At 63.6% G+C, this 25,244-nt stretch carries 20 protein-coding genes; 6 read left to right on the top strand and 14 right to left on the bottom strand.

Annotated elements, in window-relative coordinates:
• Positions 1 to 202: 202 nt before the first annotated feature.
• The gene (locus J3S28_RS14345; protein ID WP_207841382.1) at positions 203 to 1,678 is read right to left on the bottom strand and encodes a mannitol dehydrogenase family protein; all 1,476 of its coding nucleotides are present in this window, start codon (positions 1,676 to 1,678) and stop codon (positions 203 to 205) included.
• A gap of 14 nt (positions 1,679 to 1,692) precedes the next feature.
• Complete coding sequence (locus tag J3S28_RS14340) at positions 1,693 to 2,712, bottom strand: NAD(P)-dependent alcohol dehydrogenase (protein WP_207841434.1); 1,020 nt, start codon at positions 2,710 to 2,712, stop codon at positions 1,693 to 1,695.
• A gap of 93 nt (positions 2,713 to 2,805) precedes the next feature.
• On the opposite strand from J3S28_RS14340, the gene J3S28_RS14335 reads away from it, so the two are divergent.
• From J3S28_RS14335 to J3S28_RS14315, 5 genes are all read left to right on the top strand, one after another.
• Positions 2,806 to 3,828: a sugar-binding transcriptional regulator gene (locus tag J3S28_RS14335; protein WP_372436006.1), complete on the top strand. Its 1,023-nt coding sequence runs from the start codon at positions 2,806 to 2,808 to the stop codon at positions 3,826 to 3,828.
• Positions 3,825 to 5,231, top strand: coding sequence for an ABC transporter substrate-binding protein (locus J3S28_RS14330; RefSeq protein WP_207841381.1), 1,407 nt, complete (start codon positions 3,825 to 3,827; stop codon positions 5,229 to 5,231). The genes J3S28_RS14335 and J3S28_RS14330 overlap by 4 nt, the downstream gene beginning before the upstream one ends.
• Before the next feature lie 4 nt (positions 5,232 to 5,235).
• Positions 5,236 to 6,198: a carbohydrate ABC transporter permease gene (locus tag J3S28_RS14325; RefSeq protein ID WP_207841380.1), complete on the top strand. Its 963-nt coding sequence runs from the start codon at positions 5,236 to 5,238 to the stop codon at positions 6,196 to 6,198.
• On the top strand, positions 6,198 to 7,073 hold the full coding sequence (locus tag J3S28_RS14320) for a carbohydrate ABC transporter permease (RefSeq protein WP_207841379.1): 876 nt from the start codon (positions 6,198 to 6,200) through the stop codon (positions 7,071 to 7,073). The genes J3S28_RS14325 and J3S28_RS14320 overlap by 1 nt, the downstream gene beginning before the upstream one ends.
• Before the next feature lie 85 nt (positions 7,074 to 7,158).
• Complete coding sequence (locus J3S28_RS14315; RefSeq protein ID WP_207841378.1) at positions 7,159 to 8,268, top strand: ABC transporter ATP-binding protein; 1,110 nt, start codon at positions 7,159 to 7,161, stop codon at positions 8,266 to 8,268.
• Between the two features lie 21 nt (positions 8,269 to 8,289).
• Here J3S28_RS14315 and J3S28_RS14310 read toward each other — a convergent pair whose 3' ends face one another.
• The 9 genes from J3S28_RS14310 to J3S28_RS14270 are packed head-to-tail and all read right to left on the bottom strand — an operon-like array spanning position 8,290 to position 17,426.
• On the bottom strand, positions 8,290 to 9,069 hold the full coding sequence (locus tag J3S28_RS14310) for a hypothetical protein (protein WP_207841377.1): 780 nt from the start codon (positions 9,067 to 9,069) through the stop codon (positions 8,290 to 8,292).
• 52 nt (positions 9,070 to 9,121) lie between these two features.
• Entirely contained in the window at positions 9,122 to 10,279 is a 1,158-nt protein-coding gene (locus J3S28_RS14305; RefSeq protein WP_207841376.1) for an MCE family protein, read from the bottom strand.
• Between the two features lie 7 nt (positions 10,280 to 10,286).
• Positions 10,287 to 11,405 carry an MlaD family protein gene (locus J3S28_RS14300; protein ID WP_207841375.1) on the bottom strand — a complete coding sequence of 373 codons (1,119 nt, stop codon included), beginning with the start codon at positions 11,403 to 11,405 and terminating at the stop codon, positions 10,287 to 10,289.
• Complete coding sequence (locus tag J3S28_RS14295; protein ID WP_207841374.1) at positions 11,402 to 12,511, bottom strand: MCE family protein; 1,110 nt, start codon at positions 12,509 to 12,511, stop codon at positions 11,402 to 11,404. Before J3S28_RS14295 ends, J3S28_RS14300 begins: the two co-directional genes overlap by 4 nt.
• The gene (locus J3S28_RS14290) at positions 12,505 to 13,503 is read right to left on the bottom strand and encodes an MCE family protein (RefSeq protein ID WP_207841373.1); all 999 of its coding nucleotides are present in this window, start codon (positions 13,501 to 13,503) and stop codon (positions 12,505 to 12,507) included. Before J3S28_RS14290 ends, J3S28_RS14295 begins: the two co-directional genes overlap by 7 nt.
• Positions 13,500 to 14,519, bottom strand: coding sequence for an MCE family protein (locus J3S28_RS14285; protein WP_207841372.1), 1,020 nt, complete (start codon positions 14,517 to 14,519; stop codon positions 13,500 to 13,502). Before J3S28_RS14285 ends, J3S28_RS14290 begins: the two co-directional genes overlap by 4 nt.
• Positions 14,519 to 15,814, bottom strand: a complete 1,296-nt coding sequence (locus J3S28_RS14280) for an MlaD family protein (RefSeq protein ID WP_207841371.1) — start codon at positions 15,812 to 15,814, stop codon at positions 14,519 to 14,521. Before J3S28_RS14280 ends, J3S28_RS14285 begins: the two co-directional genes overlap by 1 nt.
• 4 nt (positions 15,815 to 15,818) lie before the next feature.
• Positions 15,819 to 16,685 (bottom strand): ABC transporter permease, encoded by an 867-nt coding sequence (locus J3S28_RS14275; protein ID WP_207841370.1) that lies wholly within the window; start codon positions 16,683 to 16,685, stop codon positions 15,819 to 15,821.
• The gene (locus tag J3S28_RS14270; protein ID WP_237341604.1) at positions 16,686 to 17,426 is read right to left on the bottom strand and encodes an MlaE family ABC transporter permease; all 741 of its coding nucleotides are present in this window, start codon (positions 17,424 to 17,426) and stop codon (positions 16,686 to 16,688) included.
• Between the two features lie 430 nt (positions 17,427 to 17,856).
• On the opposite strand from J3S28_RS14270, the gene treZ reads away from it, so the two are divergent.
• Positions 17,857 to 19,572 (top strand): malto-oligosyltrehalose trehalohydrolase, encoded by a 1,716-nt coding sequence (gene treZ / locus J3S28_RS14265; RefSeq protein WP_207841369.1) that lies wholly within the window; start codon positions 17,857 to 17,859, stop codon positions 19,570 to 19,572.
• Positions 19,573 to 19,652: 80 nt separating this feature from the next.
• Here treZ and ilvA read toward each other — a convergent pair whose 3' ends face one another.
• The 3 genes from ilvA to dnaE form a co-directional block, all read right to left on the bottom strand.
• Positions 19,653 to 21,014, bottom strand: a complete 1,362-nt coding sequence (ilvA, locus tag J3S28_RS14260; protein ID WP_207841431.1) for a threonine ammonia-lyase IlvA — start codon at positions 21,012 to 21,014, stop codon at positions 19,653 to 19,655.
• A gap of 113 nt (positions 21,015 to 21,127) precedes the next feature.
• Positions 21,128 to 21,565, bottom strand: coding sequence for a nitroreductase family deazaflavin-dependent oxidoreductase (locus tag J3S28_RS14255; protein WP_207841368.1), 438 nt, complete (start codon positions 21,563 to 21,565; stop codon positions 21,128 to 21,130).
• Positions 21,566 to 21,675: 110 nt separating this feature from the next.
• Positions 21,676 to 25,221 (bottom strand): DNA polymerase III subunit alpha, encoded by a 3,546-nt coding sequence (dnaE, locus tag J3S28_RS14250; protein ID WP_207841367.1) that lies wholly within the window; start codon positions 25,219 to 25,221, stop codon positions 21,676 to 21,678.
• Positions 25,222 to 25,244: the final 23 nt, after the last annotated feature.

The raw sequence follows: 25,244 nt of genomic DNA, 5'->3' as shown, positions 1-25,244 counted from the left end.
CTTCGTCGACACCCCGCCAGCCTTCAACTGCCAAAACATCCGAACCTTCATCACCGGAACAGGCGGTGTGCCCATCGAATCACCCTCTTTTCTCAGGGTGTTGCGACGTTCCCTTGAGCCCAAGACGTACACAAAGGCACGGTCGGCGGAAGGCCCCGAGCCGAACGCCGTCGAGCGTGCCGAAACGGTCGTCGAGCGTGCCTTATCCGGCGGCCGTGAGCTGGGTCAGGGTCTCACGAGCACCTTTGTCGCGCAACGATTCCAGAGTCCAGAGGTACGGCCGGGCAAAGCGGTTGTCCTCGGCGAGATCACCGAACAGATCTGTGTTCCCGACGAACGCCAGTGGATCGTTGCGGCTCTTCTTCGCCAGCGGGACCAGGACATCGGCCAGCGGATCGACGACGTCGATGGGGTCGCCGTTCTCGTCCTCGCCCTCGGCGTAGCGGGTCCAGCTCGCCACCACGGCGGCCGCCAGTTCGACGTCACCACCACTGGCCAACCGACTATTGATCACCGGGACCAGCCACTTCGGAATGCGGTCCGACGAATCCTGGCAGAGCCGCGCGATGGTATCGCCGATGGCCGGGTTCGAGAACCGCTCGATCAGGGTTTCCATGTAATCGTCCAGGTCGACTCCGGGCGCCGGCAGCAAGGTGGGCCGGGCCTCGTTGTTCATGTAGCCGCGGAGCAGTGCCTGCAGCAGCGGATCCTGTGCGGCGTCATGGACGTACCGGTGGCCCATCAGATATCCGAAGTAGCAGAGGGCCTGATGGCTCGCATTGAGCAGGCGGAGCTTCATCAGCTCGTAGGGCCCGACATCGGATACCACCTGGACACCAACGGTTTCCAGCGCCGGACGGCCGTCAGAGAACGAATCTTCGAGGACCCACTGGGTGAACGGTTCCGCGACCACCGGCCAGCGGTCTGCGACACCCGTGCGGTCTTCGACCTCGACCAGCAACTCCGGCGCGGTGGCCGGCGTGATCCGATCGACCATCGAGTTCGGGAAACAGGTGTTCTCGGTCATCCACGATGCCAGTTCGGGGTCTTTGAGTTCGGCGAACGCCGTGAACGTCGCGCGGGCGATGTCGCCGTTGCCCTGGATGTTGTCGCACGACATCACCGTGAAGGACGGCAGCCCCTGCTCCCGGCGGCGGGCCAGCGCCGCGGTCACCAGACCAAACGTGGTCGCCGGCACCGCGTCCGGTTCGAGGTCCGCGACCACAGCCGGATTGCCCTTGTCGAACTCACCGGTCGTCGGCGAGAAGTTGTAGCCGCCCTCGGTGACGGTCAATGACACGATGTGGGTCTCCGGCGCCGCCATCTTCGCGATCACCGCCTCGGGATCATCCGGGGCGTACAGGTATTCGGCGATCGACCCGATCACCGAGGTCTCCACGGTGCCATCGGGATGTTTGAGAGTCAGGGTGTACAAGCCGTTCTGCGGCACGAGGGCGTCGCGCATGCGCGCGTCACTCGGCAACACTCCGACCCCGCAGATCGCCCACTCGCGGGACCCCGGGTCCGCGCTGATCAGCCGGTCGAGGTACATCGCCTCGTGAGCACGATGGAACCCGCCGACACCGAAATGCACGATGCCGCAGGTGAGCTCACCTCGCGGATAGTCCGGCACTGCAATCGACGTGATCGAAGACAGATGCTCGTTGTCCAGTGTCATTGCCTACCAACTCCTCACGACGGGGTCCCGGTTCGACCTGGGTACACAACTGCTTTGATACTGCCCGGTGTGCGATCGGCGTCCAGGGCCTCGGCGACCTTGTCGAGTCCGAACCGTGCTGTGACCATCGCATCGAGGTCCACCTTGCCCGACGTCACCAGAGCCCGAGCGGCCGGCCACGTGTTCGCGTATCGGAACACCCCGGTGACGACCAACTCCCGGTTCTGGATCAACGCCACCGGAAAGGTCATGGTCGACGACGATCCCATACCGACCAGCACAACCCGCCCACCCGGACGCACCGATGCGATGCCGGCGAGGATGGCCGGTTCAGCGCCGGACGCGTCGATGAAGGAGTCCGCATCGAGATCGCTCGGCACCTCGCCCGGCCCGACCGCCGTGGTGGCTCCGAATCCCAACGCTGCGGCGCACCGATCGGGGTTGATGTCGGTGACCATCACCTCTGTCGCCCCGGCCGCAGTCGCGACCTGCGCGCACAGCAATCCGACCGGGCCGGCGCCGGCGATCAGGACCCGGTCACCCACTCCGATCGATGCTTTACGACTTGCTGCAATCGCCACCGACAACGGCTCGAACAGCGCGGCGGCCTCGTCGCTCACCGAGTCCGGCACGGAATGGGCGAACGATGAACCGATCGTCACGTACTCCGCGAGCGCGCCATCCACAGGTGGGGTCGCGTAGAAGCGCATGTGCGGACACAGGTTGTAGTCGCCGCGGCGACTGGGCGCGCTGTTCGGGTCGGGTTGCTGCGGCTCGATGGAGACCCGCTCGCCGATCCGATCGGGCGACACCCCGGGCCCCACCGCGACGATCCGTCCGGCGGCCTCATGTCCCAACACCAGCGGATCCTCCACGATGTAATCGCCGATGCGTCCGTGCCGGTAGTAATGGGCGTCGGATCCACAGACCCCGACCGCGCTGACCTGCACCAACACCTGCCCGTCCGTCGGAGTCGGGACGTCTCGCCGCTCCAGGGTCAGCAGACCCGGCGCTGTCAGCACGCTGGCGGTCATCGTCGAGGGCACCATGTCACGTTTCTCCTGAGGTGTTGCGTACGTCACAGCGTGGATGTTAGCTTACTGAGCATATCCACGACTAGTGAGCATATGCTCACGATCCAGCGAGGAGGGCGCGTGAACGCGTCACCACTTGAGCCATCCGTCGACACAGGTCAAGACCTGCGCCTGCTGGTCCGTGCGGCCACGATGTACCACCTCGAAGGGCTCACACAGGCCGAGGTGGCCGGTCGTCTCGGACTCTCGCGCCCGACGGCCGGACGTCTCATCGCTCGGGCCCGCGCTCAGGGCCTGGTACGTGTGGTCATCGATGCACCCCCGCATCTCGCCGGATCCATCCACACCGACGAAGAACGCGAGATCGAGTCACTGTTCGGGCTCGACGAAGTCCTGATCATCGATCAGTCCGCCGACGGAACACACACCGGCAACGCCGCGCTCGGGAGAGCCGGCGCCTCGGTGCTGACCCGGCGACTGCTTCCCTCCGACACACTGGGGTTCACGTGGGGACCCGAGACCGTCGCGGTCGCGGACTCTCTCGGATCGCGGGCTGCGAACTGCCGCCGCGTCGTCCAGATGGACGGTTCGATGACCTCGGTTGAATATCACACCGGCGTCGACCACGCGCTGTCCCGGTTCGCCGAGCGACTCGGTGCCCAGCCACTTCGCCTGATGGCACCGCTGTACGCCGACGCCGAGACCGTCACCGCGATGCGCCGGGACTCGATCCTCTCCCAATCCCTGGGTGCCGCAGACGAAGCCGATGTCATGGTGTTCGGCGTCGGTTCGGTCTCCACGTCGACGACTCTCTTCGAAGGCGCCTACCTCGATGCGGCGGTCCTCGACGAACTGGCCGGCCTGGACGCGGTCGGTGAAATCGGCGGCCGGTTCTACGACGTACACGGCACCGCGGTCGAATCCTCACTCGTCGACCGCACGGTGTCGGTCTCCCTGGACGCCGTTCGCAACTGCCGCACAACCATTCTCGTATCCGGTGGAGCGCACCGCCAAGAGTCGATTCTGGGCGCCGTGCGGGGCGGATTGGCCACCACTCTGGTGACCGACCTGACCTGCGCGCACTGGCTCATCTCGCAACAGAAAGGTCAACGATGACTGGTTCACCCGAGCCCGACGCAGCGAGCGCCGGCTCCGCACCCCCGCGACAGAGCCGATGGCGGCGCCTCTTCGCTCCCGTGGCGCTCGCATCCGCCGTCGCATTGACAGCGACCGCCTGCGCCGGCGCCGGATCCTTCACGGACGGCGGCAGTGAAGCCGTCACCATCGCACTGGTGTCGAACTCCCAGATGCAAGATGCCATCGCGTTGTCTCCCCAATTCGAGAAGGAGAACCCGGGAATCAAGCTCAAGTTCGTCACCCTCTCCGAGAACGAGGCCCGCGCAAAGATCACCGCCTCGGTCGCCACCGGCGGCGGCGAGTTCGACGTCGTGATGATCAGCAATTACGAGACAGCGACCTGGGCCGAGAACGGCTGGCTGGTCGACCTGAACCCGTACATGGTGTCCAGCCCAGGGTACGACCAAGAAGACTTCATCCCTACTCTTCGCGAGGCTCTGTCCTACGAGGGCAACATGTACTCGGCACCGTTCTACGGCGAGTCGTCGTTCCTGATGTACAACAAGAAGATGCTCGCCGACGCGGGCATCACCATGCCGGCCGAGCCGACCTGGCCCGAGGTCCAAGACGCGGCCAAGAAGCTGAACACCGGTGACGTCTCCGGGATCTGCTTGCGCGGCAAGCCCGGTTGGGGTGAGACCCTCGCGCCGCTCGACACCGTGATCAACGCCTTCGGCGGTCGCTGGTTCGATGAGAACTGGAACGCCCAGCTCGACAGTCCGGAGGTCAAGGAAGCCGTCAACTTCTATGTCGACACCGTGCGCCAATACGGCGAACCCGGCGCAGCGTCAACAGGTTTCCAGGAATGCGCCAACTTGATGTCGCAGGGGCAGGTCGCCATGTGGTACGACGCGACATCGGCGGTGTCGGTGCTCGAGAGCCCCGACGACAGCAACATCGCGGGCAACGTCGGCTATGCATTGGCGCCGAGCATGGCCAAGGGTGACAACGGTTGGCTCTACGCCTGGTCACTCGGCATCCCGGAGAGCAGCAAGAAGAAGGACGACGCCTGGAAGTTCATCGAATGGATGACCAGCAAGGACTACATCAAGATGGTGGCGGATCAGCTGGGTGCTGCCAGCGTCCCACCGGGGAGCCGGCTGTCGACCTACGAACTCCCGGCCTACAAGGAGATCTCCGGCGCATTCGCGGAGCCGACCCTGAAGTCGATGCAGGGCGCAGATCAGAACAAGCCCACCGTGGATCCGGTGCCCTACACCGGAGTCCAGTTCCTGGCGATTCCGGAGTTCCAGGACTTCGGTACCCGGGTCAGTCAACAGATCAGTGCGGCGATCGCCGGTCAGATCTCCGTCGACGAAGCCCTCGAGCAGTCCCAGAAGTACGCCGAGGTCGTCGGCGAGTCCTATCAGAAGGAGCAGTGAGGACATGGCCACCGCACTCGCCGAGCGCGACACCGAGCCCGATCCCGGGTCCGCGCCACCGATAAAATCCAAACGCGATCAGATCTCGCGCGCCGAGGGTTGGCGCCGACGGGGACCACTGCTGCCGGCGTTGATCTTCATGATCATCGTCACGCAGATCCCGTTCATCGTGACGCTGTACTACTCGACCCAGTCATGGAACCTCGTCCGTCCGGGTTCACGAGAGTTCAACTGGCTCAACAACTACGTCGATGTCTTCACCGACAGCCAGTTTCGTACCGTCGCCCTGAACACGGTCATCTTGATCGTCGGGACCGTGGTCATCTCGGTGGTGCTCGGACTGTTCTTCGCGATTCTGCTGGACCGCAAGTTCATCGGCCGCAGCATCGTCCGGACCCTGTTGATCACACCGTTCCTGGTGACCCCGGTCGCCGCGGCCCTGTTGTGGAAGACCAGCCTGCTCTCCCCCACCAACGGCCTCGTCAACTGGGCGTTGAGCCCCTTCGGGCTCGGCGACGTCGACTGGCTCAGCGAGTTCCCCCTCGCGAGCGTCATGGCCGAACTGGTCTGGCAATGGACACCGTTCATGATGCTTCTGATCCTGGCCGGACTGCAATCGATGCCCAAGGACATCCAGGAGGCGGCCCGCGTCGACGGCGCCACCAGCTTCCGCCTGTTCCGGGAACTGACGCTGCCGCATCTGCGACGGTTCATCGAACTCGGTTCGGTGCTCGGGGCCATCTACCTGGTCAACACATTCGACGCGGTCTACATGATGACCGCCGGCGGACCCGGAGTCGCGAGTTCGAACCTGCCCTTCTACATCTATCAGCGCGCATTCCTCGGCTTCGACGTCGGGCAGGCCGCGGCCATGGGCGTCGTGACGGTCGTCGCGACCATCATCTTGTCCAGTCTGGCCTTGCGCCTGATCTTCAAGAGCTTCAGCGGAAAAGAGGAGGCGGCCTGATGTCCAGGACACTGAACAAGCCACCGGCACAAACACATACCGACATCAAGGACATCAAGAAGAGGCGCAACACCGGAGGAAGCCTGCTGACCGCTTTCACCTGGCTCATCGCCATCGGGTTCTTCTTCCCGGTCGCGTGGATGGTGCTCACGGCATTCAAACAGGAGAGCGACGCCGCAACCAATCCCCCGACGTTCTTCTTCACCCCGACCCTCGACCAATTCAAGGCGGTCTTCGACGCCGGAGTCGGTACCGCACTGCTGAACTCGCTGTTCGTGACCACCGTCTCCACGATCTTCGTTCTGCTCCTGGGTGTTCCGGCCGCGTTCGCGTTGTCGCTGCGCCCGGTGAAGAAGACCAGCGACGCGCTGTTCTTCTTCATCAGTACCAAGATGCTGCCAGTGGTCGCGGTGATCATCCCGCTCTACGTGATCGTCGGGCAGATCGGCATGCTCGACAACGTCTGGACGCTCATCGTGCTCTACACCTCGATGAACCTCCCGATCGCGGTGTGGATGATGCGCTCGTTCTTCCTGGAGGTCCCCAGCGAGCTACTGGAGGCCGCCGAGATCGACGGCGCCAGCCTGTGGACCTCGGTACGCGAGGTCATCCTCCCGCTGATCTCTCCCGGCATCGCTGCCACCGCACTGATCTGCGTCATCTTCTCGTGGAATGAGTTCTTCTTCGCGGTGAACATGACTGCCGTCAACGCCCAGACCATGCCGGTGGCACTGACCGGCTTCATGTCCGGGCAGGGCCTGTTCTGGGCCCAACTCTCCGCGGCTTCCGTGATCGCCGCCCTGCCGGTGGTCATCTGCGGCTGGATCGCCCAAAACAAACTCGTCCGCGGCCTTTCCTTCGGTGCAATCAAATGAGCTTCGCTCAGGCAATCAAATGAACTTCGCTCAGGCAATCAAATGAACTTCGCTCAGGCAACCAAATAAACAGGAGCACACAATCATGGCAACCATCAGCTACGAAAACGCCTGCTGCGTCTACCCCGGCGCCGACTCACTGGCCGTCGACTCCCTCAACCTCGACATCGAAGACGGCGAGTTCGTGGTCCTCGTCGGACCATCGGGTTCGGGCAAATCCACCGCCCTACGTATGCTCGCCGGCCTCGAGGAGATCGACAGCGGCGCCATCAAGATCGGCGGCGACAACATGGTCGGCGTCGCGCCCAAAGACCGCGACATCGCGATGGTCTTCCAGAACTACGCCCTCTACCCCAACAAGACCGTCGGCGAGAACATGGGATTCGCACTCAAGATGCGCGGCGTCGGCATCGAGGAGCGCAAGCGCAAGGTCGCCGAGGCCGCCAAGGTCCTCGACCTCACCGATTACCTCGACCGCAAACCCGGCAAGCTCTCCGGTGGTCAACGCCAACGCGTGGCGATGGGACGCGCGATCGTCCGCGAGCCACAGGTCTTCTGCATGGACGAGCCGCTCTCCAACCTCGACGCCAAACTGCGTGTGCAGACCCGCACCCAGATCGCGGCACTACAGCGGCGACTCGGCACCACCACCGTCTACGTCACCCACGACCAAGTCGAGGCCATGACCATGGGCGATCGCGTCGCGGTCCTCAAAAAGGGTGTTCTGCAACAGTTCAGCACACCCACCGAGCTCTACGACCGCCCGAAGAACGCCTTCGTCGCAGGCTTCATCGGCTCGCCCGCGATGAATCTGTTCACCGCACCAGTGCGCGACGGCCGAGTGTCGGTCGCCGGCGCCACCATCGACCTCGACGCCGACTCGACAACCCTGCTCGAGAAGTCCGGGCTGCAGGAGGTCACGGTCGGCATCCGCCCCGAGGAGCTCTCCCTCGGCGACGGCGGCGACGGCCTCGGCGTCACCGTGGCCCTGATGGAAGAACTCGGCAGCGAGACCTACGTCTACGCCACCCTCGAGGACCAGAACGTCCGCAGCCTCGAAGGCGGTCCACTGACCCTGGTCGCACGATCGGGACAACGCTCCCCGGCCAAACTCGGTGAAGCCGTCCGGCTCCGGCAGAACAGCGGCAAGGTGCACCTGTTCCACCCGGAAACCGGAGAGCGCATCAGCCTCTGATCGGAGACGAACCCAGCGGGCTCAGCCGGCAGGTGCAGGCGCAGGCACCGGTTCGGTCGGAGCGGGAGCGGGAGCGGGCGTCTCGCCACCGGGCGCGGCGGGGTCCGATCCCACCCCGGTACTCGACGGACCTGGATCCATCTGTGAGACAAGCCATTTACCGTCGTGCTTTTCCAGCGTCAACCGGAACATACCGACGTTGGTAACCGGCTGGGTAGCCACGCTGCTCGTGCCGCTGATCTCGGCGACAACCAAGGTGGTGGCCGAGTCGCCGTTGACCGAGACGACACCCGACGACCAGATGTCCGGCGTGATCTTCAGCTGCATCTGCGTGATGTCGGCCTGCGTCTTGTCGCGTTCCTTGGTCAGGTTGTCCCGGAACTGACCCGTCGTGAGCGGCGACATCGTGTCGACGTACTCGCTCGCCGTAGCGGTGTTCATGGAGTTCAACAACTGCGTCACGAAGTAGTCGGACGCGTGCTTGGCGTCTGACGCCGCGGCCAGCTCATCGGCATCCGACTTCCATTTGACGCCGAAGAAGATGGCGACCGCGATCAACGCCACCACCAGCGCGCCCGCAACGATCTTGCCGACAGAGGACACGTTGATCGTGATCTGCTTGCCGGGCCTCGCTGCCCCCGAACCGGTCGACGCGGGGACGGCCGCCTCGACGGTCGGAGCATACGAAGTGGATTCCGCCGGCTTCTTCCGCGACTTTCCCGTCGGCCGTTTGCTCACCGAGACACCCTCCGTGGGCTCGGCTCCGGTGTCAGGGTTTTCGGGCACATTGTTGTCGGCCATACGGCGTTTCTACCTCATACACTCTCGGGTTTGTCGGACAGCGCTACAGAGCTCAGCCCAACGGGGCGGTACGCGCGTTCGGATCGAAGTTCGGTGGCGGTCCGGCAGTGTCGTCGCCAGGTGGCCGCGGAGCATTGGCCGCGCCTCTGATCTGTTGCGTCGGGTCTTCGGTGACGCAGTACATGTTGACCGGAACAGAGCTCTGCAAGATCTCGGTCGGCGGCTGCGGCAACACCGGATAGTCGCAATACGGTCGCGGATAGATCGACCCATAGGCCCACCAGGCACCGTCGTGGAACATCGCGAGTGACGTGATCGCGCCATCTCGGATCGAAGGCAGCAGGTTGACCAGAGCGGGAGCCCTCAGCGCGCCCTGCTGGGCGATGTCGAGAAATTGCTTGAGCACGTCGGTCAGCGGATCGGTGAGGGTGTTCAGTGACCCACCGAGCGTCGTCAGCTGGGCGGGCGCACTGCCCAGAAAAGTACGCAATTCTTGATCGGACGCCACGAGCGCGTCGATCAGGCTGCTGATGCCACCGGTCAACGTCCCCAGATCAGGTTGAACATCTGAGGTGGTCTCGAGGATCGTGCCGGTGTTCTGGATCAGCGACACGGTCTCGGGCAACACCCGATACAGATCGGCGAAGATCACTCCGCCACTGTTGAACAGGGCGCGCAGCTGATTCTTGCCACCGCTGTCCAGCGCGACGTCGAGTTCGTCGATCGTCACCTTGAGCTCATCGGGATCTATCTGGTTGACGACGTTGACGGTGGACTCGAGGAGCTTCGGGAACGCCACGGTCGACGACGTCTGCCGTGTGCTGATCTTGTCTCCATCGGAGAAGTACGGGCCTGCGTCGGTCGATGGCTGGAAGTCGACGTACTGCTCACCTACAGCGGACAGACCCAGAGCCTCGACCGCTGCGTCCTTGTTGATCTTGTACTTGCTGTCGATGGTCACCTTGACCTCGACCGCGTTCGGTGTCGTGAGGATGGTGTCGACCTCACCGACCCGGGCGCCACGGAGCGTGACGTCGGACGTCGTCTGCACGCCACCGGAATTGGCGAACTCGACCGTCAACGAATACGAGTCCGCGAGCGGTCGCCATCGCAGCACGCCGAGACTCAGGTACGCGACACCGACCAGCATCACCAGCACCAACGCGAGGTTGGAGAGCAGGATCTTGTTTCTGAGCAACCAGGCAGTCATCGTCGCATCACCCGCAGCATCCCTGGGTACCGGTGAGCCGGGCCAACACTCGCACCAGGGTCTGGTGCAGTGAGTTGACACCCTGATCGATGTCTCCGACTTCCGGGAGGCGGCTGGCCGCGTCGAATCCGAATCCCGGTGAGAGGAACCACACCCTGGCTGCGACGGTCGCGGCGCTGCCCGGGGTCGCGTTGACCCATTTCGGCGTCAAGACCTTCAACTTGTCGGCAACCGGGCCGAGCTCTCCGATGGCACGCCCGAGGGCCTCGACGTCGACGAGCAGGTTGTTGGTCAGCTCCACCGTGTTCCCGGTCTGGGAATCGAGGAAGTCGTTGAGTGCATCGGTGACGACCTTTGTCTTGTCGAGAGTTGTCACGATCGACGGGATCTGCGCGTCGACGACGCTCAGCGCAGGCCCGACGGTGTTGATGGAGGCGACGAGTTGCTCGCGGCCGTTCGCGAGGTCGGTGGACAGCCCGTCCAGCGACGCCAGCGCGGTGTCGATCTCGGTCGTGTTCTGTGCGAGCCTGCTGATCGCCGTTGTCATCCCGGTGATCAGGCCGGTCAGTTCAGGAGCTTTGCCGCCCACCGCGTTCGACAGTTCGTTGATGATCTCGGTGAGGTTCTTGATCGCCCCGCCGTCGACGAATGCCGTGGCGGTGACGAGGAGGTCTTCGACGGTTGCGGCCTCCGAGGTCTCGCCACTCAGCGAATCTCCGGGCTTCATGACGCCGGCGGCATCGCCACCTTCGGGAGGTAACAGGGCCACGAACACGTCACCGAGCGGCGTGCCCTGACGCAATTCGGCGCCGGTCCCCACCGGCAACTCGATGTCCTTGCGAACCAGCATCGTGATGTCGGCGGCGTAGTTGTTCGCCGAGATCGACTCCACGAGGCCGACGTCGTTGCCGTTGAGCTTGACCTTCGCCCGCGACGGCAGATTCAGGGCGTTGCCGAAGGAACCCTTGATCTCGTAACCGCCGCCGACGCCACCGGGCGCAGGCAACGGGATCTGATCGATTGTCAGGCCGGGTATCACCCCACACCCGGACAGCAACATCATTCCGGCCAGACCGGTGACGACGGCGGCCTTCGCCCTGTGGGCGCCACCGGAGAGCGCGCTCATTTGGTCATCTCCACAAGAGCCGAGAACACGCCCAGATCGGGGCCGAAGCCGGTCAACTTTCCTGTCCGGCAACCGTCTTGCTGCAAGTTGATGGCCTCACAGAACGTCGAGAGCAGCTCGTTGTCGAACAACGACTTGTCGATCAACACCTGCGCTCGCCAGGCCCGCTGTTCGACGGAGACCGAGTTCGCGAGGTTGTCGAATGCCAAGGGCGCCACGTCGATCGTGTCGACGAGTTGCCGGGAGTAGTCACTGAGGTTGCTGATCACGGCAGCCAACCGTCCCATCGAGCCACCAAGTGTGGTGGTGTTGCCTTCGAGAAAGGTCGCGGTGTTGTTCAGGGTCTGGTTGAGACCTTCCATGGTCGCCTGCAGTCCGGGCGCCTGATCACCGAGCATCTGCGACACCTGGGTGATCGAGGAGGAGAACGCAGTCATCTTCGGGTAGTTCTCGACCAGTACCGACGTCAGCTGATCCATGTTCTTGATGACCTCGACCAGTGCGTCGCCGTTGTCGACACCGACCTGGGCCGCTTTGCTCAGTTCGTCGATCGCGGCCTTCATGCGAGCTCCGTTGCCACCGAAGATTCCCGAGCTGATCGACAGCATGTCGCTCAGTGGACCGTTTCCGTCCGGATCGGCCTCGAACTGCTCGACCAGGTTGTCGACGGTGTCGAACAGGGTGCCGATCTCGACCGGGCTCTTCGCGTCGGTGATGACGTCACCGTCTTGCAGTTTTGGTCCCTCGGAATACGGCGGCGAGAGCTCGATGTGGCGGGTGGTCACCAGGGAGGTGTTGATGATCGCGGCCGTGGCGTCGGCGGGGATCGGAATGTCTTTGTCGACTGTGAACTCGACCTTGACGCGGCCACCCTGCGGGGTGATCGACAGCACCCGCCCGACCGGCATGCCCAGCACGTCGATGTCGTTGTCGGCGTAGAGACCGGCCACGCTCTCGAAGTAGGCGGTCACCTTGATCGATTGCCCCACCGCATGTTTCAGGTCTGCCGGAATCAAGGTGCACCCGGCCGCGATCAGTGCGGTGCTCATCAGCACTGTGACGACAGTGATGGTCCGGCGTAGTTGTCCGACAGATCGATTCAGCATCCGTTCACCACCCGGGCTGCGCAGAGCCAATTGTCGGGGAAGATGCCCCACGGCAGATATCCCATCGCGTACGGTCCGGATCCGGTGGTGTTGGCGATCGACCGCACCGTCAGCGGCAGCACCTCGAGCATGTGCCGCAGATTGTCCCGGTTCTTCTCGAGTCCTTCGGAGACGGTGTTGAGGTTGCCGATCAACGGCGCGAACTGGTTGTTGTTCTCCGCGCCCATCGCTTCCATCTGCTGGGCAAGATTCGCGACGCCGTCGAGTAGCTGGACCACCAACTGCTGGCGGGTGGCGATCTTCTGCGCCAGCAGCTGCCCCTGGCCGACGATGACGGACAGCTGGTATTGGCTGCTGTTGATCACATCGGTCACCGTCTCGGTGTCCTTGATGAGCAGATTGATCTGGTCGCTGCGGTTGCTGATCACCTTCGACATCTCGGTGAGTGCGTCCAACGTCGTCCGGGTGACCCCGGGCGCATCTTTGAGCTGACTGTTCAGGGCGCTGACGCTGTCACTGAGTTCTTCGGCGTTGACGCCGGCGAGTATGGGCGTCCCGCGCTCGATGGTTTCCTGCAGGTCGTAGGGAACCTGGGTCAGCGGGATCCGTGATCCTTCGAGGGGTGCGGTGGAGTCACCGATCCTGATGTCGACATAGCGCTGACCGAGCAGCGTCGACAGCTTGATCTCGGCGGACCCGTCGTCGCGCACCTCGACCTTCTTGTCGACCTCCATCGTCAGCGTGACGTGGTCACGTGCCAACTCGGTCTTCGACACCTCACCGACGTCGATGCCCGCGACCCGCACCTTGTCGCCGGGCCGGATGCCACCGGCCTGTGAGAAGTCAGCGGTGTACTCCCGCTTGCCGATTCCCGAGTCCGAGATGGCGAACGTCGCGAACACGATCACGATCAGCACCACCGTACCGATCGCACCGAGCCAGAAGAATCGATGGCTGCGCCAGCTGCGGCCCACTGCCCCCGCCCGGCTCATCGACACACCACCGAGTGGTTGGTGCCACCGATCTGGCTGATCAAACCCGGCGGGAACAGAACTCCTCCGATCGACACATCCAGCTCGCACGCATAGATGTTGAGGTAGGCACCTTCGCCCATGACCATCGGGAAGTGCACCAGGAACAGAGGGAGATCGATCGCGAGCTGATCGAGCTTGGGACCGATGTCGATCATGCGGTCGGTGGTGTTCTTGAGGTCCTGACCCAACTCCTGGACATCGGGACGGATCGTGCCGAGCAGGTTGCCGAGCCGGTCGGTCGCACTGCCGATGCTCTGCACTGCCGACCCGAGCGCAGGCGAGTTGGCGTTGAGGCCTTCGATCAGTCCGGCGAGATTGGCGACGAGCTCTTGCATCTGTTCGCCCTGCTTGCTCAGATCCCCCATGACCGCACTGAGATTGGTGATCACGGCCCCGATCACCTGGTCGTTGTCGGCGAAATTGGTGGCCACTTTACCGACCTGTTCAATGGTGTAGCTCAGCGAGACCTCGTTGCCCTGGAACGTTTGAACCAAGCTCTCCGACAACGCATTCACCTGATCCGGATCAAGGGTGTCGAAGACGGGCTGAAACCCGGCGAGTAACGCAGAGACGTCGAACGAGTCCTGCGAGGGTTCCTTCAAGGTCGATCCCGGTGACAGTCGCCTCTGCTCGGCGTCCTCGACCAGGTCGAGCCCGACGTACCGCTGCCCGATCAGGTTCTGGTACTTGATCGACGCCCTGGTGTTGGAGTAGATCGACTGATCTTTCTGAACCTCGAAGGTCACCTCGGCGCGATCGGTGTCGAGTTCGATCGACGCCACCCGGCCGACGCGAACACCGGCCATCCGGACGTCATCGCCTTCGTGCAGGCCGGAGGCATCGTTGAAATACGTTGTGAACTCGTTGGTCTCGCCGGGAACCGATCGCTCCAGGGTCGACCAGATCGTCCAGGTCAGCACGAGTGCGAGCACCGCGAACAGGCTGAATCCGATGAGCGGCTTGCTGTAACCCATCAGCCCTCACCACCTTCGGCGACCTGGACCGACTGCACGAGTGGGCCGAGCATCAGGGTGTCCGCGGCCGAGGGTTCCCGCTCGAGTGCGGCCTTGAGTGTCTTGTTGTCACTCGCCGTGGTGACCGCGACGGGCGTGTCCGCCGGGACCACGTCCAGGTCACCCTGTGCGCTGCTCGGGGTGATGACGAGCGGCCCTGAACTCGTCGGGCCGGTACCCGTACCCGGACCCGAACACCCCGGCCCCCTGGTCATCCCGTACTTTCCGCCGTCGTACACCGGACAGTTCTGCCTGTTGTACATCACAAACGGACTGAAGCTGACCCCGATGTTGAGTTGCGGCTTGCCGTTGACGCCCGTGAACACCGTGAGCACCTTGCCTGCGAGATTGTTGAGAGCGCGAAGCGCGCCGGGCAACGCTTCAGAATCGACCGCGATCGCGCCTGTCATGGTGTTGAGGTTTTCCACGATCTGGATACCCGAGTCCCCGTTGCGGGCGAACAGGGTTTGGATCCTGTCGATCATGCCCTGGGCTGCGGTCAACGTCCCTGCCAGTTCACGCTGGCGCTCGATGATCGTGATCGACGGGATCACCGCGCGCCCCATCGCGTCGAGGAGTTGCGGGGTCGACTGCTCGATCCCGCGCAAGGAGTCGTTGAAGTTGTCGAATCCTGGAGGTGCACCGTCAGGGAATTGCGCGTTGATCTGCTCCCAGTACTGATTGAGTGTTCCGACGAACGCGCTGAACACATTTCCGCCGCCACGCAAGGTGTCGGCAATCGTCCCCAGGACCCGCCCGATCTGCTCGGGTGGCACGGCGGTGAACAGTTCGCGCAGGTCGTTCTGGACCGATTGCAGCGCGATCGTCTCTTTGGATTCGTCGGCCACCACCTTGCTGCCGTTCGACAGATGCCCCTTCGGATCGGCCGGTGGGATGAGTTCGATGGAGTTGACGCCGAACAAATTGCTCGGCACCGTGCGGGCCGTCACGTTCGCCGGAATACCCTCGGCCTGCTCGGGAACGATCTCGATGTTGACGTCGGACAGGTTGGTCTCTGTCGCGTCGATGGAGGTCACCGAACCCACGATCAGACCGTTGTAACGCACGTCGGCCTGGCTGACCAAGCCGTCGCCGATGTCGTCGAGGGTGGCTGTCACCTCGACCTTGGTTTCGAACGTGCCCTGGTACCGCAGCATCAATCCCACCAGGACCAGTGCGACGACGATGAGGAACACGACTCCACGCAGGGCGTACTGCGCCGTGGAGGGGTTGCGCCCGGTTGTGTCTACAAACATGCGTTCACCCCGAAATCCTGATACCCGGCGACAGACCCCAGAACACCAGGGTCAACAGCAGATTCGCGAACACCAGCACGATGATCGCGAGCCGAATGGCGTGGCCGGCCGCCACCCCGACGCCTTCTGGTCCACCCGAGGCGAAGAAGCCGTAGTAGCACTGGATGAAGGTGGTGAGGAGCACGAACACCACCACTTTGATGACCGAATACACCATGTCCTTCGACAAGATGAACTGGTAGAAGTACGACAGATACGCACCCCGCCCCTGACCGCTCTGGATCTGGAACATGAACTGGCACGCCAGATAATTCGCGGCCAGTGAGACCGTGTACAGCGGGATGATCGAGATGACGGCGGCGATCATGCGGGTCGTGACGAGGTACGGCATCGGACGAATCGCGATGGATTCGAGGGCATCGATCTCCTCGCTGATGCGCATCGAACCGAGTTGTGCCGTGAAACGACACCCCGACTGGGCCGTGAACGCGACCGCGGCCAACAGGGGGCCGAGTTCGCGGGTTGTCGCAAAGGCGGAAATCGCGCCGGTCACCGGTGACATACCGAGCAGGTTCAGTGCGGTGTAACCCTCGATACCGACCGTGGCCCCGCCCATCACCCCCAGCAGGATGATGACGCCGATGGTGCCGCCACCGACCACGATCGCCCCATTGCCCCACGTCACGTCGGACAGCAGCCGCCAGATCTCTTTGCTGTAGTGCTTGAAGGCGATCGGCACCGCACCGACCGAGCGCACCAGGAAGGTGAGCTGGTGCCCCATGAGGACCAACAGGTCACGCGGAGTTTCGTAGAGTTTCTTACTCCACTCCAGCGGCTTGAGGACCGGGGGCGTGTACTTGGACGCGACCATCTAGACCACCCTCGTCGGGACTACCACGGCGAAGATCTGGGTGAGGATCACGTTCACGGTGAACAGCAGGATCACAGAGTTCACCACTGCGGCGTTGACCGAGTTGGCGACTCCAGAGGGCCCGCCCTTCGTCGTGAGTCCACGGTCGCAGGCGACCACCGCAACGATGGCGCCGAAGATGACCGCCTTGGTGATGGCGAACGCGAGGTCGGCCGGGGATGCAAAGGACGCAAAGGTGCCGGTGTAACTACCCGGCGTTCCGCCTTGGAAGTAGACGTTGAACACATAACCGGTGACGAAGCCGATGAAGCAGACGAAGCCGCACAGCAGAAAACTGACCACCATCGTGGCGAGGAGTCGTGGGGAGATCAGCCGCTGGACCGGATTGACGCCCATCACTTTCATCGCATCGATCTCGTCGCGGATGGTGCGGGATCCGAGATCGGCGGCGATGGCCGAGCCTACTGCCCCTGCCAGTAGCAGCGAGGTCACCAGCGGCGCGCCTTGGCGGATCACGCCGAGCCCGGTGGCGGCTCCCGAGAACGACGTTGCGCCGATCTGGTTGGCGATGTTGCCGACCTGGATCGACACGATGACCCCTACCGGGATGGCCACCAACAGCGTCGGCATCACGGACGTGTTGGCCATGAACGCGCACTGCCGGATGAACTCGCCGAACGGAAATCGCCGTTTGGCTATATCGACGAACAGCACTTTGAAGACCTCGAGGAAGAGCGTCATCTGACGCCCGAATGTCTCGAACGAGGCGATCACGTGCTCGCGGAACCACCGACGTAGCGGCCCGAAACGACCACGCGTTCGCGAAGTGCCCCCTGCACCTGCCGCCACGGTTGCTGTACTCACACCCTGCCTTCGTTGTCCCCGTCACACGCACCCGGTGCGTATGAGTTCGCTCATAGTGCCACATAGCTAATCGGAGCATCCGACTAACGCGTTATTTATCCGAAGAACTCGTCACCATAACGAAAGTTATGCGTTGTGCAGCGGAGACTCTGTTCACCTGGATCTGAATCAGGCGTTGTCACATTAACTCATCAACGCCGCAAAGCGTATCAACGCCGCGATTCCCGGTTAACTTACCGGATTCGGACGGCGACCCCGGCCGCCCCTCCGCTCGGCATCGACGTGGCCCACCAACTACCGTTCAGAGGTGACCAATCTTCCGGTATGGGCCCCCGACGCCCGGCAGCTTCGCGTAGTGATCGACGACCGCACCCACGAGATGCGCCCGACAGACGGAGGCTGGTGGGAATCCCCGGTCTCCGCCGAAGCCGGTGCCAGGTACGGCTACCTGATCGATGACGCCGCGGATCCACGGCCCGACCCCCGGTCCACCCGGCAGCCGGACGGGGTGCACGGGCTGTCCCAGGTTCACGAAGTCGATCCGGAGATCTGGTCCGACTCCACGTGGACGGGGCGTCCTATCGCAGGCGCGGTGATCTACGAACTGCACATCGGCACCTTCACCACCGCCGGCACCCTCGACAGTGCTATCGATCGACTCGATCACCTGGTCGAGTTGGGAGTCGACTTCGTCGAGCTGATGCCGGTGAACGCCTTCAACGGCACCCACAACTGGGGGTACGACGGAGTCGGCTGGTACGCGGTCCAGGAAACCTACGGCGGACCCGACGCACTGGCGCGGTTCGTGAACGCGTGCCACCTACGAGGTCTCGGCGTCATCGTCGACGCCGTGTACAACCATCTCGGGCCATCCGGCAACTATCTTCCCGAGTTCGGGCCGTATCTGACCACGGGCGCCACCTCATGGGGACAGTCGGTGAACCTGGACGAGGCCGACTCCGACGAGGTCCGCGAATACATCCTGGGCTCCGCACTCCGATGGCTCGAGGTGTTCCACGTGGACGGCCTGCGACTCGACGCAGTACACGCGCTCGTCGACCGGACCGCACTCCACCTGCTGGAGGAACTGCAGATTCGGACCGACGAACTCTCCCGACGCGTCGGCAGGCCGCTGGCGCTGATCGCGGAGAGCGATCTCAACGATCCGAAGTTGATCACCGCGCGGTCGGAGGGCGGATTCGGCCTCGCCGCCCAATGGAGCGATGACGGCCACCATGCCATCCACACCACCATCTCCGGCGAGCGGCAGGGGTACTACGCAGATTTCGGCAGTCTGGAGTGTTTGTCAAAAGTGCTGCGCGAAGGTTTCTTTCACGCACTGACATACTCATCGTTCCGACGCAGACGGCACGGTCGCCCGATCGATCCGCAGCATGTCGCGACCACATCTCTCGTCGTCTACACGTGCAATCACGATCAGATCGGTAACCGCGCGATCGGTGATCGCCCCAGCGCATATCTGACTCCGGGACAGTTGGCCGCGAAGGCGGCACTGGTCCTGACCTCTCCGTTCACACCGATGCTGTTCATGGGCGAGGAATGGGCAGCGAGCTCGCCGTTCCAGTTCTTCACCTCCCATCCCGAACCCGAATTGGGCGAGGCCACCGCCAACGGGCGCAAAGCCGAGTTCGCCGAGCACGGGTGGGATGCGGACGAGGTTCCCGACCCACAGGACCCTGAGACATTCGAGCGATCCAAGCTCCGCTGGGACGAGATCGACGCGCCCGGACACGCGCGGGTACTCGAGTTCTACCGCGCCCTCATCGCCCTGCGTAAGGGCGAACCAGAATTCTCGGACGACGACTTCGCCTCGGTCGCCATCGATTTCGACTCCGAAGGCATGTGGTTCGCCATGCACCGAGGTGCGCTCACCACCGTCGTGACACTGACCGAGACACCGGTCCCGAATCCCTTCCGTGGCGACGTGCTCCTCGCGTGGGAACCACCCTCGGACGACGGCACCCTGAGTGGGCACAATGCCGTGGTCGTCCGCCGCGCCTGACCACCAACGAGCCGGAAATCGGAAGACGCGCCACCTGCACGTGTAGGTGGCGCGTCTTCCGATACGTGGCGCGTGTGGGGTCAGGTCAGGTAGCGGTAGGCCGGTGATCCCGGTTCGAGCCGCTCGCAGGTCAAGCGCGAACTGTTCATACGATCCAAGAGCGGACTGAGTCCGCCGGGTGCACCGAGTTCGACACCCACCAGGGCAGCGCCGGTCTCGCGGTTGTTGCGTTTGACGTACTCGAACAAGGTGACGTCGTCGTCGGGACCCAGCACCTCGTTGAGGAAACCTCGCAACGCGCCGGGCTCCTGCGGGAAGTCCACCAGGAAATAGTGCTTGAGCCCCCGGTGGACCAGCGACCGCTCGATGACCTCGTTGTAGCGGGACACATCGTTGTTTCCACCTGACAACAGGCACACAACCGTCCACCCCGGTTCTATGGGCAGATCTTCGAGCGCTGTCACAGCAAGTGCTCCTGCCGGCTCGGCGATGATGCCTTCGTTCTGATAGAGCTCGAGCATCGCCGAACAGATCGCACCCTCATCGACGTGGGTGACGTGCACGGCACCGGCCGGCAGCTTCTCGTGGCCACGATGAACGGTGGCTGACGGCGGCAGATCGGGATGCTGAGCGACCGTGGCACCGGCCTGCGACATCACCCGATGCCCGAGTCCGCCGATCCGTTTGACCGCGGCACCGTCGACGAAGGGGTCTATGTCGCTGAGGGTGACCGGTCCACCGTCGACCAGAGCTGCAGACAATGACACAGCACCGGTCGGCTCCACACCGACGATGCGGACCTCGTCACTGAGCGAACGAAGATAGGTGGTCATGCCGGCGATGGCGCCGCCGCCGCCGACCGGAACGATGACCAGATCCGGCATCCGTCCCAGCTGCTCGACGATCTCTTTCGAGATCGTCCCCTGACCAGCGGCGGTGCGGGTGTCGTCGAAAGCGTGGATCCAGGTGGCTCCGGTTTCGAGGACATCGGCCTGCGCCGCCGCGGCCGCGGCATCATAGGTGTCGCCCACCGAAATCAGCTCGACGAAATCCCCTCCGTGCCAACGGATCCGATCGCGCTTCTGCTTCGGCGTACTGGTCGGCACGTAGATCCTGCTACGGATCTTCATGGTGCGGGCCGCATACGCGACACCCTGTGCGTGATTCCCCGCGCTCGCCGCCACCACCCCGGCGGCTCGTTCGGCCTCGGTGAGCATCGACATCACGTTGTAGGCGCCGCGGATCTTGTACGACCGCACCGACTGCAAATCCTCGCGCTTGACGTACACCTGCGCACCTGTGGCCGCAGACAGACGCTCCGAGATCTGGAGGGGAGTCGCGACCACCACACCGCCGATCCGCTCGGCCGCCGCGTCGATGGCGGCGGCGTCCAGAGCCGTGTGTCCGTGCGATGTGGTGGTCGAGTCGACCGGCTGTCCGATAGTCACGCCACCAATCGTCTCAGACGATCTGGTCGAGCTCCGCCTTCGGCTTCGTCTCAGACGATCTGGTCGAGCTCCGCCTTCGGCTTCGTCTCGCGCCACCCCAACAGAAATTACTTCACGGGTTCGAGGACGAACACCGGGATCTCCCGGTCCGTCTTCTCCTGGTAGTCGGCGTACGGGGGGAAAGCTGCCACGGCCCGCTCCCACCACAGCGCCTTCTCGTCGCCGGTGATCTCACGAGCGACCATGTCCTGCACATTCGGACCGTCCTGCAGTTCGACCTGCGGGTGCGCGACCACGTTGTAGTACCAGACCGGGTTCTTCGGAGCACCACCGAGTGAGGCGACCACCGCGTACTTCCCGTCGTGCTCGACACGCATCAGTGGGGACTTGCGAAGCTTGCCCGACTTGTTACCGACAGTGGTCAGGACCACGACCGGCATACCGTTGAGCTCCGTGCCTTCGGTGCCGCCAGACTTCTCGTACTTCTCGGCCTGTTCCCGTGCCCAATCGCTGGTACTCGGCTCGTACTCGCCCTGAAGTGGCATCGATCAACCTCCATGTTGTTCTCACCTGCACCCGAGGTCTCGGGAGCGCGTGAAGCGTCGCTTTCCGTCAACCACACTCGCGAGTCCAGTATTCCAGGCCGGGGGCAGGGTCAGCTGGCCATACAGGCCGGTCCGAGCAATGCTTTCAGGTCGCCCATCAGCGCCGACGTCGGGTTCACGCGTAGTTGATCGTCGAGCTTCAGAGTGGTCTGCTTGTTGCCGCTGACCAGCCGCACATGCACGTCGGCTGTCCCCGGATGACGCACCAGCACCTGCTTGAGAGCGCTGACCCGGTCCGCGGTGCACAGCCTGGTCGGCATGATCAGCGAGAGGGGCTTGTCCACACCCACGTGCGAAAGATCCGGCACCGCAAGATCATTGGCGGAGATCATCATACTGTCGTCGCGCAGGTTCACCCGAGCCTTGACCAGGACGACCGCATCGGAGGCGATGTCCATGCCGTAGGCCTGATAGGCGCGCGGGAAGAAGTACACCTCGACCCCACCGACCATGTCCTCGATCTGCACGACGGCATAGGACTCGCCCTTCTTGTTCACCCGTCGGGTGACCGCCGAGATGATTCCGCCGATGACGATCTGGGCGCCGTCCTTGACGTTGCCCTCCAGCAACGAGCTGATCGAGGTGTCGGTCTGCGCGGAGATGACGTGCTCGACGCCGTTCAGCGGATGCCCGGACACGTAGAGTCCCAGCATCTCGCGCTCCAGTGCGAGTTTGTGTTTGGTGTCCCACTCTTCTTCCGGCACCTTGACCGCGAAGGCGTCGTCGGTCACACCTTCGCCGCCACCGGCATCACCGAACAGGTCGAATTGACCGACCGCCTCGGCCTTCTTGGTGCCCAGAACCGCATCGACGGCATCGGCGTGCACGAGAAAGAGGCCCTTTCGGGCATGGCCGAGGGAGTCGAACGCCCCCGCCTTGATGAGGGACTCGGTGACCTTCTTGTTGCAGGCCGTGACGCTGATCTTGCCCAGATAATCCGAGAAACTCGTGAAGTTCGACTTCTCTTCCCGCGCAGCCAGGATCGAGGCCACCACGCCCGTACCGACGTTGCGCACCGCGGCCAGGCCGAAGCGGATGTCGCCGCCGACCGCGGCGAAGTTCTGCTGTGACTCGTTGACGTCGGGCGGCAGCACGGTGATACCCAGCCGACGGCAGTCGGCCAGATAGATTGCGGCCTTGTCCTTGTCGTCGGCCACGGAGGTGAGCAGACCGGCCATGTACTCGGCCGGATAGTTCGCCTTGAGGTAGGCAGTCCAGAACGAGACCAGGCCGTAGCCGGCGGCGTGCGATTTGTTGAAGGCGTAGCCGGCGAACGGGAGGATGGTGTCCCACAGCGCCTTGATGGCCGCCTCGGAGAAGCCGTTGTCCAGCATGCCCTGGCGGAAACCGGCATACGCTTTTTCGAGCTCGGACAGCTTCTTCTTACCCATGGCGCGACGCAGGAGGTCGGCCTGACCGAGCGAGTATCCGGCGACCTTCTGGGCGATCTGCATGATCTGCTCTTGGTAGACGATCAGGCCGTAGGTGTCGGCAAGGATCTCTTTGAGGGGTTCCTCGAGTTCGGGGTGGATGGGCGAGACGGGCTGCCGGTTGTTCTTGCGATCGGCATAGTCGTTGTGGGCGTTCATACCCATCGGGCCGGGGCGGTACAGCGCGAGGACGGCGACGATGTCCCCGAAACCGGTGGGCTGCATGCGCTTGAGGAGCTCGCGCATCGGGCCACCGTCGAGCTGGAAGACGCCCAGCGTGTCGCCCCTGGCCAGCAGTTCATAGGTCTTGGGATCGTCCAACGGCAACGAATCCAGGTCCAGATCCATGTCGCGGTTGAGTTTGAGGTTGTCGATCGCATCGCCGATGACCGTGAGGTTGCGAAGCCCCAGGAAGTCCATCTTCAGCAGCCCGATGGCCTCACAGGACGGGTAATCCCAGCCGGTGATGATGGCGCCGTCCTGGGCACGCTTCCAGACGGGGATCGCCTCGGTCAGCGGCTCGGACGACATGATCACCGCGCAGGCGTGTACGCCCGCGTTGCGGATCAGGCCTTCCAGCCCCAGCGCGGTGTCATAGATCTTCTTGACGTCCGGGTCGGTCTCGATCAGCTGGCGGACCTCGCTGGCCTCTTTGTACCGCTCGTGCGAGCTGTCGGTGATGCCGGCGATGGTGATGTCCTTGGCCATGATCGGCGGTGGCAGCGCCTTCGCGATCCGGTCGGCGATCGCGTACCCGGGCTGACCGAACTGGACGCGGGCCGAGTCCTTGATGGCGGCCTTGGTCTTGATGGTGCCGAAGGTGATGACCTGGGCCACCTTGTCGCTGCCCCAGCGCTCGGTCGCGTACCGCACCATGTCTGCCCGGCGGCGGTCGTCGAAGTCGATGTCGATGTCGGGCATCGACACACGCTCGGGGTTGAGGAATCGCTCGAAGAGCAGTCCGTACGGGATGGGGTCGATGTTCGTGATGCCCAGAGCCCAGGCCACCAGTGATCCGGCGGCGGAACCGCGACCCGGACCCACCCGGATCCCGACCTCGTTCGCGTGGCGGATGAGGTCACCGACGACGAGAAAGTACGCGGGAAAACCCATCTGGATGATGACGTCGAGTTCGTAGTTGGCGCGTTCGAGGTACTCCTGCGGCACCTCGCGACCGGGGAACCGCCGGTTCTTGAGACCTTCGGCGACCTCTTTGCGCAGCCAGGTCTGCTGGGTCTGTCCTTCCGGCACCGGGAAGACCGGCATCCGGTCGCGGTGCTCGAAGACCTCGGCGTAGCTCTGCACCCGCTCGCCGATGAGCAGGGTGTTGTCACAACCACCCGGGACCTCGGAGTCCCAGAGCTCGCGCATCTCGGCGGCGGATTTGAGGTAGTAGCCGTCGCCGTCGAACTTGAAGCGGGTCGGGTCCGAGAGCGTCTTGCCGGTCTGGACACACAGCAACGCCTCGTGGCTGGCGGCATGCCCCTTGGTGACGTAGTGACAGTCGTTGGTCACCAGCGGCGGGATCCCGAGTTTGCGGCCGATCTCGAGCAGCCCTTCGCGGACGCGGCTCTCGATCTCGAGGCCGTGCTCCATCAGCTCGAGGAAGAAGTTCTCCTTGCCGAAGATGTCCTGCCACTTGGCCGCGGCCTCGAGGGCCTCCTGGTCGTGGCCGAGGCGCAAGCGGGTCTGCACCTCACCTGAGGGACACCCGGTGGTCGCGATGATGCCTTCGGCGTGGGAGGCGATGATCTCCGCGTCCATACGTGACCACTTACCGAGCTGACCCTCGATCGAGGCGAGCGAGGACAGCTTGAACAAGTTCTTCAGGCCCGTCGCGTTCTCGGCCACCATCGTCATGTGGGTGTAGGCGCCACTACCGGAGACGTCGTCACCCTTCTGATCCCGGTTGCCCCATAGCACCCGCTTGGTGTTGAACCGCGACTCCGGCGCGATGTACGCCTCGATACCGATGATCGGCTTGATGTCCATCTTGGTCGCGACGTTGTAGAACTCGCTGCCGCCGAACATGTTTCCGTGGTCGGTCATGCCGATCGACGTCATCTCGAGGCGCTTGGCCTCGGCGATCATGGGGCTGACCTTGGCCGCCCCGTCGAGCATCGAGTACTCGGTGTGGTTGTGCAGATGGACAAACGAATCCGACACGCGTCGCCTCTCATTTCGAACCC

Source organism: Williamsia soli, assembly GCF_017377795.1.
Classification (GTDB): domain Bacteria; phylum Actinomycetota; class Actinomycetes; order Mycobacteriales; family Mycobacteriaceae; genus Williamsia; species Williamsia soli.
The sequence above is the reverse complement of the archived record's forward strand: the minus strand, read 5'-3'. Positions and strand labels throughout refer to the sequence as shown.

Excerpts from the sequence above, each read along its gene's own strand:
- J3S28_RS14255 (WP_207841368.1), bottom strand. The coding sequence starts at position 21,565 with ATGCCACTTCAGGGCGAGTACGAGCCGAGTACCAGCGATTGGGCACGG.
- J3S28_RS14335 (WP_372436006.1), top strand. The coding sequence starts at position 2,806 with ATGCTCACGATCCAGCGAGGAGGGCGCGTGAACGCGTCACCACTTGAG.
- J3S28_RS14330 (WP_207841381.1), top strand. The coding sequence starts at position 3,825 with ATGACTGGTTCACCCGAGCCCGACGCAGCGAGCGCCGGCTCCGCACCC.
- J3S28_RS14325 (WP_207841380.1), top strand. The coding sequence starts at position 5,236 with ATGGCCACCGCACTCGCCGAGCGCGACACCGAGCCCGATCCCGGGTCC.
- J3S28_RS14320 (WP_207841379.1), top strand. The coding sequence starts at position 6,198 with ATGTCCAGGACACTGAACAAGCCACCGGCACAAACACATACCGACATC.
- J3S28_RS14290 (WP_207841373.1), bottom strand. The coding sequence starts at position 13,503 with ATGAGCCGGGCGGGGGCAGTGGGCCGCAGCTGGCGCAGCCATCGATTC.
- J3S28_RS14340 (WP_207841434.1), bottom strand. The coding sequence starts at position 2,712 with ATGACCGCCAGCGTGCTGACAGCGCCGGGTCTGCTGACCCTGGAGCGG.
- J3S28_RS14305 (WP_207841376.1), bottom strand. The coding sequence starts at position 10,279 with ATGACTGCCTGGTTGCTCAGAAACAAGATCCTGCTCTCCAACCTCGCG.
- J3S28_RS14345 (WP_207841382.1), bottom strand. The coding sequence starts at position 1,678 with ATGACACTGGACAACGAGCATCTGTCTTCGATCACGTCGATTGCAGTG.
- J3S28_RS14315 (WP_207841378.1), top strand. The coding sequence starts at position 7,159 with ATGGCAACCATCAGCTACGAAAACGCCTGCTGCGTCTACCCCGGCGCC.
- J3S28_RS14310 (WP_207841377.1), bottom strand. The coding sequence starts at position 9,069 with ATGGCCGACAACAATGTGCCCGAAAACCCTGACACCGGAGCCGAGCCC.
- J3S28_RS14285 (WP_207841372.1), bottom strand. The coding sequence starts at position 14,519 with ATGGGTTACAGCAAGCCGCTCATCGGATTCAGCCTGTTCGCGGTGCTC.
- J3S28_RS14270 (WP_237341604.1), bottom strand. The coding sequence starts at position 17,426 with ATGACGCTCTTCCTCGAGGTCTTCAAAGTGCTGTTCGTCGATATAGCC.
- J3S28_RS14295 (WP_207841374.1), bottom strand. The coding sequence starts at position 12,511 with ATGCTGAATCGATCTGTCGGACAACTACGCCGGACCATCACTGTCGTC.
- J3S28_RS14280 (WP_207841371.1), bottom strand. The coding sequence starts at position 15,814 with ATGTTTGTAGACACAACCGGGCGCAACCCCTCCACGGCGCAGTACGCC.
- J3S28_RS14275 (WP_207841370.1), bottom strand. The coding sequence starts at position 16,685 with ATGGTCGCGTCCAAGTACACGCCCCCGGTCCTCAAGCCGCTGGAGTGG.
- J3S28_RS14300 (WP_207841375.1), bottom strand. The coding sequence starts at position 11,405 with ATGAGCGCGCTCTCCGGTGGCGCCCACAGGGCGAAGGCCGCCGTCGTC.